8 protein-coding genes are annotated in these 12,502 nt (G+C 68.0%); 2 read left to right on the forward strand and 6 right to left on the reverse strand.

Going from position 1 to position 12,502, the window contains the following annotated elements; genetic code table 11:
* Positions 1-4: 4 nt before the first annotated feature.
* From ACZ7OI_RS39455 to ACZ7OI_RS39475, 5 genes are all read right to left on the reverse strand, one after another.
* Positions 5-1,621 (reverse strand): ABC-F family ATP-binding cassette domain-containing protein, encoded by a 1,617-nt coding sequence (locus ACZ7OI_RS39455; protein ID WP_470269232.1) that lies wholly within the window; start codon positions 1,619-1,621, stop codon positions 5-7.
* A complete protein-coding gene (gene abc-f, locus ACZ7OI_RS39460) occupies positions 1,618-3,240 on the reverse strand; it encodes a ribosomal protection-like ABC-F family protein (RefSeq protein WP_470269233.1) in 1,623 nt (540 codons plus the stop codon). The genes ACZ7OI_RS39455 and abc-f overlap by 4 nt, the downstream gene beginning before the upstream one ends.
* A 398-nt stretch (positions 3,241-3,638) precedes the next feature.
* Positions 3,639-6,764: an NACHT domain-containing protein gene (locus ACZ7OI_RS39465; protein WP_470269234.1), complete on the reverse strand. Its 3,126-nt coding sequence runs from the start codon at positions 6,762-6,764 to the stop codon at positions 3,639-3,641.
* Positions 6,765-6,806: 42 nt separating this feature from the next.
* Entirely contained in the window at positions 6,807-7,235 is a 429-nt protein-coding gene (locus tag ACZ7OI_RS39470; protein ID WP_470269235.1) for a MarR family winged helix-turn-helix transcriptional regulator, read from the reverse strand.
* Positions 7,236-7,244: 9 nt separating this feature from the next.
* Positions 7,245-8,711, reverse strand: a complete 1,467-nt coding sequence (locus ACZ7OI_RS39475) for an FAD-dependent oxidoreductase (protein WP_470269236.1) — start codon at positions 8,709-8,711, stop codon at positions 7,245-7,247.
* A gap of 85 nt (positions 8,712-8,796) precedes the next feature.
* Between ACZ7OI_RS39475 and ACZ7OI_RS39480 the strand changes: the two genes are divergently transcribed.
* The gene (locus ACZ7OI_RS39480; protein ID WP_470269237.1) at positions 8,797-9,837 is read left to right on the forward strand and encodes a TetR/AcrR family transcriptional regulator C-terminal ligand-binding domain-containing protein; all 1,041 of its coding nucleotides are present in this window, start codon (positions 8,797-8,799) and stop codon (positions 9,835-9,837) included.
* 257 nt (positions 9,838-10,094) lie between these two features.
* Here ACZ7OI_RS39480 and ACZ7OI_RS39485 read toward each other — a convergent pair whose 3' ends face one another.
* Entirely contained in the window at positions 10,095-10,664 is a 570-nt protein-coding gene (locus ACZ7OI_RS39485) for a YdcF family protein (protein ID WP_470269238.1), read from the reverse strand.
* A gap of 129 nt (positions 10,665-10,793) precedes the next feature.
* On the opposite strand from ACZ7OI_RS39485, the gene ACZ7OI_RS39490 reads away from it, so the two are divergent.
* Positions 10,794-12,440 carry a sigma-54-dependent Fis family transcriptional regulator gene (locus ACZ7OI_RS39490; RefSeq protein ID WP_470269239.1) on the forward strand — a complete coding sequence of 549 codons (1,647 nt, stop codon included), beginning with the start codon at positions 10,794-10,796 and terminating at the stop codon, positions 12,438-12,440.
* Positions 12,441-12,502 lie beyond the last annotated feature (62 nt).

The following is a 12,502-nucleotide window of genomic DNA, read 5'->3' on the forward strand; positions in this document are numbered from 1 at the left end:
TGGATCACTCTAACGGCGCAACGCGGTGGTCGGGTCCGATGTGGACCACTTGCCCGGCCCAGTTTTCGCGCAGCCGACGGTCGTGCGTGGCGGCGACGATCGCGCCCGGGCTGGTGCCGAGGGCGTCCTCCAGTTCGTCGCACAGCGTGGGGGAGAGGTGGTTGGTCGGTTCGTCGAGCAGCAGCAGGTGCGGCGGGTCGGCGATGAGGAGCGCGAGCGCGAGGCGGCGGCGCTGCCCGACGGACAACTCGCCGACCGGCCGGGAAGCTTCGCGATTTGTCAGCAGTCCCAACGAATTCAGCGGGACGGTGGCGACGCGTTCTGGGCCCAGCGTGGCGAGGTAGGTGGCGCGGGCGGTGCGTTGCGGGCGGGCGAAAGTGGTGTCCTGATCGAGGAATCCGGTGCTCAGGTTCGGCTGTCGGGTTACGCCTTCCGCGGCGAGGTCTCCGGACAGGAGCAGAAGCAGCGTTGACTTTCCCGCCCCGTTGGGGCCGGTGACCAGCAGCCGGGTGTCGGCCCGGACTTCCAGCCGGTCTACGGAAAGCCGGTCCGGCAGGCACACGTTTTCCAGCGCGGCAAGGGTTTCCTGCGGATTCTCGACCGCCAGCGCTTTCGACCGGAACCGGAGCGGCGGCGGTGGCGCGGGGAGCTGGGCGCGTTCCCTCTCGTCCAGCCGCCGCGTCGTAGCTCGGGTCCGGCGTGAGATCTGGTTCTGCACCCGGCCGGACCGGCGGCCGAGCCCCATTTTCTCGTTGTCCGGCGCGAGGCGGCCCGGCGCGACCCGGTGCGCGGTGACGCCGAGCGCGTCGCGCAGTCCCTCCAGTTCTTCCTGTTCCTCGAGGTACTGCCGTTCCCAGCGCTCGCGTTCGGCCCGTTTCCAGTCGAGGTATTCGGTGTAGGTGCCACCGTGGCGCACCGGACCGTCCGGGGCCGGGTCGAGGTCGAGGATGTCGGTGCACACCGCGTCGAGGAACGCCCGGTCGTGGCTCGCGAACACGACGGCACCGGGGAGTTCGCGCAGCTGAGCCTCGAGAAACGCGGCGGCCTCGGCGTCCAGGTGGTTGGTCGGTTCGTCGAGCAGCACCGCCGACGGACGGCGCACCAGCAGCCCGGTCAGAGCGAGCCGTCCGCGCTGGCCGCCGGAAAGGGAGCCGAGCGTGCGCTCTCGTCCGATCCCTTCGAGCCCCAGCCCGGTCAGCACGATCTCCGCGCGCCGGTCCGCGTCCCACGCCTCGTGTTGCTGGGCCTGGTCGAGCAATTCGGCGTACTCGGCCAGAGCCGCGGCATCTTCTGGCGCTTCGGCGAGCAGCGCCGCGACCCGGTCAAGCTCGGCCAGCACCTCGCGGGCCGCGGCCAGGGCCTGATCGAGGACGTCGGCGACCGTCTCGCCGGGGTCGAACGGCATTTCCTGGTGCAGGAAGCCAAGATCCGACGGCCTTTCGACCTCGCCGCGATCCGGCGCGTCCACGCCCGCGAGCACCCTCAACAGCGTCGATTTCCCGGTGCCGTTCTCGCCGATCACCCCGATCCGGCGGCCGGGGGCGGCGGTGACCGACACTCCGTCGAGCACGCGCCGTCCCCCGAGCACCCGCACGATTTCGTGCGCGCGCAGGGCGGTCATTCCGTGATCCCGGCCGTTTCCCGCAGCTGTCCGTTTTCCAGCCGCAGCCAGCGGTCGACGCCGATCTCGGCCAGGAAGCGTTCGTCGTGGCTGACCACCACGAACCCGCCCTGGTAGGCGTTGAGCGCGCTTTCCAGCTGGCCGGCGCTGACCAGGTCGAGGTTGTTCGTCGGCTCGTCGAGCAGCAGCAATTGCGGGGCGGGCTCGGCGAAAAGAACGCACGCGAGCGTCGCGCGCAGCCGCTCGCCGCCGGACAGCACCCCGATCGGAAGATGCGCCCGCGCGCCGCGGAACAGGAAGCGCGCCAACAGATTCATCCGGTCCGCGGGCAGCATTTCCGGCGCCGCGTCGGCAAGATTCTCCGCGACCGTGCGTTCCGAATCCAGCAAATCGAGCCGCTGCGACAAATACGCGATCCGCCCGTCCGCCCGGCTGATCTCGCCCGCGTCCGGCGTGAGCGTGCCGTGCATCAACCGCAGCAACGTCGATTTGCCCACGCCATTCGGCCCGGTGAGCGCAATGCGTTCGGGACCCCGGATCGACAGATCCGCACCCTCGCCCGCGAACAGCCCGCGCACCCGGAGATGCTTGCCGTCGAACAACGTCCGCCCAGCCGGCACCGCGGTTTTGGGCAGCTCCAGGCTGATCTTCTGATCCTCCCGCAACGACCGTTCCGCCTGGTCCAGCTTGGCCTTCGCCGCGCTGACCCGCGCCGCGTGCGTGCCGTCCGCCTTCGCCGCGGACTCCTGCGCGTTGCGCTTCATCGTGCCCGCGAAGATCTTCGGCAGCCCAGCGTTGGACAGATTGCGCTTCGCGTTGCTCGCCCGCTTGTCCGCGCGTTCCCGGGCTTGCTGCATTTCGCGCTTCTCGCGTTTGACCTCTTGCTCGGCGTTGCGGATATTCTTTTCCGCGACCTCCCGTTCGGCCTGCACCGCTTGTTCGTACTCGGTGAAATTACCGCCGTAGAACCGGATTTCGTCCGCGCCAAGCTCCGCGATCCGGTCCATCCGATCGAGCAGCGCGCGGTCGTGGCTGACCACGAGCAAGCAGCCGGACCAGTCGGAAAGCACGTCGTAGAGTTGCTGGCGGGCAGTGTGGTCGAGGTTGTTGGTCGGCTCGTCGAGCAGCAGGACGTCCGGGCTGCGCAACAGCTGCGCGGCGAGCCCGAGGGAGACGACCTGGCCGCCGCTGAGCGTGCCGAGCAGCCGGTCGAGCGTGAGATCGCCCAACCCGAGCCGGTCGAGCTGCGCCCGAGTGCGGTCCTCGATGTCCCAGTCCGCGCCGATGGTGGTGAAGTGCTCCTCGGCCGCATCGCCCTCCTCGACGGCCGAGATGGCCTTGAGGATCGCGTCGATGCCGAGCACCTCAGCGACCGTGCGGTCCGCGGTGAGCGGCAGGTCCTGGGGGAGATACCCGAGAATCCCGTCGACGGTGACACTGCCTTCGGCGGGCTTGAGCTGCCCGGCGATGAGCTTCAGAAGAGTGGACTTCCCGGCCCCGTTGGGCGCGACGAGGCCCGTTCGACCTGCCGGGAAGGTGGCGGAGAGCTGGTCGAAGACGAGGGTGTCGTCGGGCCAGGAGAAGGAAATCCCGGACAGGACGATACGAAGATCGGACATGGTGAGGCCTCGCGGTGGATCGGCAGGGGTGTTGCCCTGCTGGTATTGGTGTGGACGACTTGGGTGGGGCCATCGGCGACCTTCGCTCCCGGTTTTTTTAGGGAACGACTCGACCTGGTCCGGCGGCGCGCTCGCGCCTGCCTGGGGTCGGTATGCCTCGCAGCCCGTGGGTCTTGTGGCGTATGTCGCCTGACCTGCACGGGGAACCTCCGCGCACGGCTTGAGGCCGCGCGGGGATCAGCGAGGGGCCGGTGCCGTGATGGCCCGTGCCCCGGGCTCACCCGGAGATGTCGTCTTCACCTGCCACGATCGAAATCCTCTTGATCAAGTATGCTGTCCGCTGGCCAGGATACCAGGAAGCGGACGAAGCGCATCCGGGTTCCGCTGTGGACGGGTGGTTAGAAGTACGCCAGCTTCACGCCTGGGCCGAGCTGGTCGACTCCGATCAGCTCCTCTTGCCGGCTTATCCGCAGTTTCAGCTCGCAATCCTTCAACGGGAGCAGGTCGATTGGCTCTCCTCTGCCGTGGACAGTTAGTTCAGCCAGCGTGGAGTGAGCGGCCAGCGCATCGAGGTTGCCGTCGGTGCACAGGGTGAGTTTCCGCAGGGGCAAGGCGAGCAGGGGGCCGAGGTCGGGTGCAATGTCATAGAGGAGGCTGAGCTCGGTAAGCCCTGGAAACGTGTCGGCGAACGTGCCGAGGTCGGAGACCGGCTCCCCGTAGTACTCCAATGTTCGCACCTGCCCGAGAGGTGCTGTGGCGGCGATCAGGCGCTCTCGGCACTCGTGGAGGGTCAGCTCGGTGAGATTCTCCATCACGGCCAAGACATTGAGGCTCTCGACGGAGGACAGGTTGTCCAGGGCCAGCTGGGTGAGGTGCGGGAGCTCTCCGAATATTCTGACGCTCCGCCACGCAGTAGAGCGAAACAGAACGAGTTTTCGCAGCCGTGGAAGTCGTTTCAGGACTTTCAGGTCAGTGTAACTGTGTGCATGCAAACGCAGGTCTTTTAACCCGTCGTGTTTGGCCAGAGGAGACAAGCAGACTGCAGACCGACCAGAAATGTGCAGTGCCAGGCGGCACAGGGCTGGCGCTTCCGCGATAGCGGCCAGGTTGCCGTCGAACACAGCGATTGACAGTGCCTTGAGGTTCTTCAGCCTCGGCGTATGGGGAATCAGCCGGGTATTGCGCACTCTGATGGACCCGTGCACAAGCGGTGCGTCAGCGAGCACTTCGTCGGCGTAGCGAGCCGGGTCGAAGTACTCCCAAGCCTTCGCGAGCCGAGCCTGTACAACTCTCCGCTGGTCTTGTGCGTAACTCCGCAGGAGGGGAAGCACCTCCTCGCCGGCGCACATCGTTGCCGCGGCGGTCGTCGCGTGGGCGCTCGCCTCACTTAAACCGTCAAGGGTCTCCGGCAGGTAATACAGCAACTGGCTCCCGACTGATGCCAGCGATTCAGCTTCCACGATGCTTCGCGGCGGAACCAGGTGCTCCAGAATCGCTCGCCGAACCCGCTCGATCACCTCGGACTCCACGTCCCCGGCAGTTTCCAGACATGCGGCAGCCAGAATCCGCAGTCGACGGGCGTGCCTGGGCTCGTTGTCCGCCCGGTCCATGATCTCTTTGAGCAGCTTCGTCGCCTGGTGGTGTTTTGCGTGCCCGCAGGCCATTACGACCGTCTCGCGCCAGGTGTCGAGGTGAGCATGGGCGATCAGCGCGTCGATGTACCCGGTCTCGGTTGCTTCGCTGGCGGCCAGGTATTCCTGGAAAGTCCGGTGCACGAAGTCGATCCGACCGACCACCGGAGCCCGCAACACCCCGCTGCGTTCCACCAGATGCTTCACGACCTCGTCCGCACTGCAATCGACGTTCGGCAGCGATTTCAGCCGGTACTCCAGATGGTCCTTGACCTCGGCAGCCGGCAATTCGACCTTGTTCCCCGACGTCAACCGCCAGGCCAGGTGCCCCAAGAGGACATGCTTCTGTTGTTCCGTGAGCAGCGCCGGAATGTCGCGCTCTGCGTCGCGCATGTGCACGAGCATGGACAAAGCGTTGCGATACAAGGTCATCCGGTCGCGCGGCAGCTCTGAACGATGCGCGAGATTCAACGCGCAGAGCATCGCGCACAGCAGCGGATTCGCCGCGAGCGCGCGGAGATGGGGCCGGTTGCCGAGCTGGCTCAGCAACCGGCGCTGCGCACTGGAGAGATCCGCGTCCGGACGGACGCGCGCGGCTGCTTCGTGCCAGCGGTCCACGAGCGCTTGGATGTCGGTGGCAGTCATCGGTTCCAGCACGACCGAATCGAAGCGTTCCGACGTCAGCCAGTGCTGGTCGGCGGCTGCCGTTCGGGAGGTGACCACGATCCGGGCGTCGGGGTAGCTCGAACCGAGTTCGCGCAGCCACGCCTTGACCTTCCGGCGACGGGCAGGCTCCACCTCGTCGACGCCGTCGACGAGGACGATCGCCTTGCCGCTGCGCAGCGCCTCGTCAGCCCAACCGGAAGGGACCCGATCGCGCAGCGTCGGCACAGCCAACGCAACGAAGGCTTCCGATGTCGGCAGCGGGCCGTCAGGCAGGCTGCGCAGGCGGATCGGAAACGGGACGAAACCGTTCCACTCGGCTAGCCCTCCAGTGAACGCACCGCGAGCGGCGGTGACGGCCAGCCAGTCCAGAAGGGTCGTCTTTCCCGAGCCTGCCTCGCCGCGGACGAGAGTGCGGCCCGAGCGGTGGATCGCGTCCTCGGCGCGGACGGTGCCGCCCGTCAGCCGGTCGAACCAGTCCGGTTCCTGGGGCTCTCGCCGGTGCTGCGTTTCGCCGGACACGCTCAGGCTGAGATAGGCGACCGTCAACGGCAGCGTCGGCTGGTTCTCCATCGTCAGGCCGAGCAGTTCCAGATGGTTGAGCGAGTCAGCCAGCACGCGCAGGTACTCACTTTGAAACCGTGCGTGGTCGGCGCCTGTCTCGGTCAGATTGGTCTTCGGGGCCCGGGCCAGCAGCTCCTCCAACTGGTTGGACTGCTGATTCAGCCGCTTCAACACCTCAGCCAACGCGGTCGGCTGGAACGACGGCAGATGCCGCACGATCAACACCAGTTGACGGCACGACTGGTCCAACGCCACGTCGTACAACGCCGCCCCGGCAGCCGAGAGGAACTCATGAGCCGGGCACTGAGCGCGCACCTGCCGGGCCAGTTGCTCGTCGTCCGCATCGACAGCCAGCAGGGCATCGTCGGAGAGATCGACTTGGCCCAGCGCATCCTCAACAGCAGCGAACACCGCAGCAGCTTCAGACTCCGGCAAAGCGGCGTATTCATTCCGCAACACCGGTTCCAGCTCAGTAGCCACCTGGGTACCGATGGTCTGCAGCAACCGCTCCAGGTTCGCCTGCCCGAGCGGTCCGGCGCCAGCGGCGAGTTCGACCAGGGTCAGCCCGCGGGTCTTTCGGTCCTTCCACCGCTGCAGCCACGACTTGGCCGCGTGTGCCGCGATTTTCCCGCCGATCTTGACCGCACCCGCTTCAAGCCCGCTCATGACGCACCACCGTAGCGAGTCAAACGCGCGCGGCGGAGCGGTTCAGAACGTCTGGCCCAACCGTTCCAGCAACGGTGCTGCTTCCTTCAGCACAGCCAGCTCCTCCGGCGAAAAATCCGTGCTGAGCGAAGCCTCGAACTGGCGCATCCGGGCGTCGCGGCGGGCGCGCAGGACTTCGCTGCCTTCGGGGGTCAGCGAGACGATCATCTGCCGTCCGTCGGCGGGGTCTGGCTCGCGGGCTACAAAGCCTCGCGTGGACAGGCCGCTGATGGTCGTGCTCATGGCTTGCGGGGTGATCTGCTCGGCGCGGGCCAGTGCGGCGGTGGTGGCCGGGCCGTCGCGGTTCAGGCGGGCCAGTGCGGAGCGTTCCGGCAGGGACAGTTCGGCCGTGACCTGGCTCTGGCGCAGCCTGCGGGCGATCAGGCTGACCGCGCCGTACAGCGTCGCGGCCAGTTCGTCGGGGGCGGACATGGGAAGAGGCTAGAGCAGGTACTCCTTGACAGCCGCGAAGTCGCCCGCGTCCGAGATCAGGCCGACGTAGCCGTCTGGGCGAAGCAGGACCAGGGTGCGGTCGGTCGGGGAGTACGCGCGGGCGAGGTGCCCGGCGGAATCGGCGATCTCGTCGTCGGCGGAGGGGTGGGCGACGACGTGGAAGGTGCGGACGGTCGATGCGGATCGGGGGCCGAAGTTCAGCAGGGTGAACTGGCCGCCGCGGGTGAGGTCGAACAGGCGGCGTTCACCGGTTGTGGTGGTGAGGCCGGGGGCGTCGGGGGCGCGATCGCCCGCACGGAGCGGGGCGGAATCGGGACGGTCGTCGCGGGCCAGGACGGAGCCGCGGTAGTTGACGCTGAGCTGGGTCGTGTCCCGATCGCTGCGGATGGGGATGCTCTTCTGTTTGGCGGCTTCGGCCAGGCGCGCGGTCGACAACTTCAGCACTCCGGCGGCGACCGGACGGCGTTCCGACTCGTAGGTGTCCAGCAGTTCCGGCACCCCGGAGACGAGTTTCCAGCCCAGGTTGTGCGCGTCTTGGATGCCGGTGTTCATGCCTTGGCCGCCGGCGGGAGAGTGCACGTGCGCGGCGTCGCCGGCGAGGAAGACGCGGCCGTTGCGGTAACGCTCGGCCAGGCGGGTGTTGGAGCGCCACACGGACGTCCATTCCGGGCTGCGCAGACGGAGGTCGGTGCGGCCGCTCCGCCGTTCGAAGATCGTTTGCAGGGTGGCGAGGTCGGAGTCGGTTTCGCCGCGGACGGGCGCCTGGTACTGGAACAGATCGGTGGACGGCAGCGGGCAGAGGCTGACGAAACCCTCGTCGCAGCGCCACATGTGCCAGGCGTCGCGGTCGAGGCCGTCGACGGCCAGGTCGGCGACGATCATCCGGATCCGTTCGTCGGTCTCGCCTTCGAAGGCGATTCCGGCTTGTTTGCGCACGACGCCGCGGCCTCCGTCGCAGCCGACCAGCCACTGGGCACGGACAGTTTCGGTCTGGTCGCCGGTGCGCAACACTGCCGTCACGGCGTCGGCGGATTGCTCGAAGCTCTCGAACGCGGTGCCGAACTCGACCGCGCCGCCGAGTTCGGCCAGCCGCAGGCCGAGGGTCTCTTCGACGCGCCATTGAGGGGTGATGACCGATGCGGGATAAGGAACATCGGGACGTTCCTGATAAGTGGGACCGCCGCTCGTCCGGCCGTCGGGGTCGGTCAGCCGGATCGGCATCGCCGGACGGCCGTTGGCGATGATGCGGTCGATGACGCCGAGGTCGTCGAACACTTCGAGGCTGCGCGGCTGCAGACCCTTGCCGCGCGAACCCGGGCGCAGGCCGGGGGACGCTTCGACCAGCCGGAACGCGACGCCGCGCCGGGCGAGTTCGCAGGCCAGCGTAAGCCCGGTCGGGCCCGCGCCGACGATCAGGACCGGCAATTCCGGCGTGGACAGGTTTTCTTGCGACATTTCGCTCCCCCTGGCTCCGAAGAACTCCTGGACCCCACCGTAGGGATATTTGCTAAGAAAGGCAAACCTTTCTATTGTGGACCGAGTGGCCACCGAACCCGTCCGCCGTCGCCGCGGAGAGCAGCTGGAGTCCGCGTTGCTGGCCGCCGCCTGGGGCGAACTCGTCGAAACCGGATACGCGCGGCTGACCATGGAGTCGGTCGCCGTGCGCGCCCGCACGAGCGAGGCCGTGCTCTATCGGCGGTGGGCCAACAAGGATCAGCTCGTGCTGGCCGCGATGCGGTGGCACCGGGACCGCAACCCGATCGCCGCCCCCGACACCGGAAGCCTGCGGGGCGATCTGCTCGCCTACCTGACCGCGGTGAGCGAAGCGCTGGCGGGGTTCTTCGCCATCGCGGCCGGCGCGGCCATCTCCGGGTTGTCGGCCAGCACCGGTGCCACTCCCGGCCAATTCCGGGACAAGATCATCGGCGACCGGCCGCTCCTTCGGGACATCTACCAGCGTGCCCACGACCGCGGCGAGATCGACCTGGCGGTGCTCTCCGGCGCGGTGCTCGAAATGCCGTTCCAGCTGGTCCGTCACGACCTGCTGCTCACCCTCGCGCCGCTCCGGCCCGCGCGGATCCGGTCGATTGTCGACGAACTCTTCCTTCCGCTGGTCCGGCAGCAAGTTAAAGACTTAACTCACAACCGGGAAAAGCGGCCGGAACTGGCCCCCGGCGACCTTTTCCGGTCGATTCGCTGGGCGCAGCGCAAGCGGATCGAGGAATGGAGCCGCACGCGCGACCTCACCTTCGAACAGGCCATGGTGCTCGGCTACCTGGAACGTCGGCCCGGCGTCATCCAGCGCGACGTCGCGGAGATGAGCCATACGACGCCCGCGAACGTTTCCCTGCTGCTCAAGGGGCTCGAACGCCGGGGTCTGATCGAACGGCGGACGGAGGGCGGGCGCAAACGCGTCTACGCCGCGTCGGCCGGGCTCGACCTGGTCGCGGGGCTCGACGCGGTGCTCGCCGAGGCTGACGAACTGGTCTTCGCCTCGCTCGACCAGGACGAGCGGGCCGGGCTGGAAGCGTTGGTGGCCAAGATCAACGCGCATCTGCCGGGGGTCGCTGAGGACTCGTGAGCGGCGATGTCGGTTCCAGTCGGGGCTCGAGACTCAGAGCGCTTTGGAGCGCCCCTGGCTCATCGGCGAAGGCGTTTCGAGACTCAGTGTGCGTCGAAACGTCCCTGGCTCATCGGCGGAGCCGTTTCGAGGCCCAGTGTGCGTCGAAACGTCCCTGGCTCATCGGCGGAGCCGTTTCGAGGCCCAGTGTGCTTCGAAACGCCGCGGCTCATCGGCGGAGCCGTTTCGAGAGCCAGAGCGCCTCGAAACGCCCCGGCTCACCGCCGAAGCCGCCGCAACCTCTGCTTGCCCATCACCGCCAGCACCGGCTTCACCGCCAGCAGTTCCCCGAATCGGTAATCCTCCGCGGGCACCAGCCGCTCCGCCAGGTCCGGCCGCTGCTTCCGCAGGTAGTGGCGTGCTTTCTCCGCGTGCAAGGAATTCGAGACGATCTTGATCCGGTCCGCGTCCTCGATCAGCGGCACCGCGCCGAGCACGTTCTCCCACGTCGACCGGCTCTCCGCCTCCAGCGCCAGTTCGCCCCGGTAGCCGTACGCCCGCGCATACCGCGCCATCAGCACCGCCTCGGCCTCCGCGCCACCGACCGCTCCGCCGCACAGCACCAGCCGCGACGGCCCGGGCGCCTGGGAACGTACCGCCGCCCGGACTCGCCAGCGGTTCACGAAATTGGCCCTCGTCCCGCCGTTTCGGTACCCGAGCACGACGACCGCCTCGCCGGTGCCCGCCGTCCCGGGACGGTCGCCCATTCCGCGGCGCGAGGATCGCCAGTGTTCCCATTCGGCCCAGCCGGACAACAGGACGAAGAGCATCAGAAAACGCCGCAGCACTCACCCGATCCTACCAGTGTCCACAAAGGACAGAACGGGGCGTCTGAAGACGCACGTCTGGAACTTGTCGATCCGCGAAGGTACTGTCACACGAACCGCTACGTCGCCGTCCGGTAGTCGGGAGGAGCAGTGTCGCTCGGAGGGATACCGTCGCAGGGCTCCGCCGTCCTGCGGCCGCCGATCGCCGATTCGTGGCGCCGGTCCCGGCTGTTCGGCGTGGAGCCTGCCCTGGACCGGGCCGCGATTTCGATCGGCGAGGTCGATCAGCGCAGCAGGCTGATGACCGCCGCCCGCCCGGTGCTGGACCAGCTCGTCGAGCAGCTCACCGGCACCCGGTTCTCCATCCTGCTCGCCGACCGCGACTGCCGCCTCGTCTTCCGCTGGTTCGGCGACCGCGGCCTGCAGCGCCAGCTGGAGGACCTCGGCGTGCTGCACGGTTCGCAGCTCAGCGAGGGCCGCGTCGGCACGAACGCGCTCGGCACGCCGCACGAATCGCGCCAGGCGGTGGAAATCCACGGCCAGGAGCACTACGCCGACGCGTTGAAGCGGTTCAGCTGCTACGGCCATCCGATCCGGCATCCGCTCACCGGGCGCATCGAAGGCGTCCTCGACATCACCGGCGAGAGCGACAGCGGCAACCCGTTGTTCGGGCCGCTGGTGAAACGCGTCGTCGGCGACATCGAACAGCTCGTGCTGGAGAGCGCCCGCGCCTGCGAAAGGCGGCTGTTCCTGGCGTTCCAGCAGGCGACGCACCACCGCAGCGTCCCGGTCGCGGTGCTCGGCGGCGATCTGGTGTTCGCCAACGAAACCTGCATCGAACAGCTTCGTCCCGCCGATCCGACCCTGCTGCGCACGTTGTTGCCCCAAGTACCGGAGCGCGGAGTATTCGACACTCGCCTCGATGTGGGTGACGGAATCAGTCTTTCGGTCGTAGCCGAACGCGTCGAGGGTTCGACGGACGGTGCCGTCTTCCGGATCGCGAAGGCACCGAGCAGCAGCCGAAAACCTGCCCCCGCCGCGACAAAACCCGCCCGCTCGGTTCTCGTCACGGGCGAACCGGGCACCGGCCGCACCACGGAAGCCCGTGCCCGAGCCGGCGTCGACGATCCCGTCGTCCTGCACGCCGCGGCCGCGCTGCGCGAGGAACCTCGAGCCTGGGCAACAAGATTCATTGACCTCATCGCGCAACCACGCACCGCGGTCGTCCTGGACGACGTTCACCTGCTCCCGGAGAGCCTGCTCCCGTTGGTCGGCGAGGCGCTCGACAACCCCGAATCGGCCCGGTTGCTGCTCACTTCCGTCCCAGCGGACGCGATGTCCCCAGCCGTTGCGGCGATCGCGGCGAGGTGCGCGGAAACCGTCATCCTCGCCCCGCTGCGCGAGCGTCTCGACGACCTGCCCGCGATCGCCGTCGCGATGCTCCGCGACGAATATCCGGACCGGAAACCGCATTTCACCGGTACTGCGCTGGCCGCGCTGCGCACGCATCCGTGGCCGGGCAACCTGCACGAGTTGCGCGCGGTGATGCGCGAAGTGTCCCGCCTTCCGTACACGGGGGTGATCGACCTCGCACAGCTGCCGCCCGCGTGCCGCGGCAGTTCGCGCACGAGGCAGCTCGGCGGGCGTGAACTCGCCGAACGGAACGCGATCGTCACGGCGTTGCGCGCCAGCGAAGGCAACAAGCTGCGCGCGGCCCGCGAACTCGGCATCAGCCGCACCACGCTCTATCGCCGCATGCAGGCGCTGGGCGTGACCGACGACTGTCCACTTCTGTAACACTTCGCCCCCGGTCCGCCGGGTGACGATGACCTCCATCACGACGAAGTGAGGAGGCGCCA

This window comes from Amycolatopsis sp. NPDC114503 (assembly GCF_055633655.1).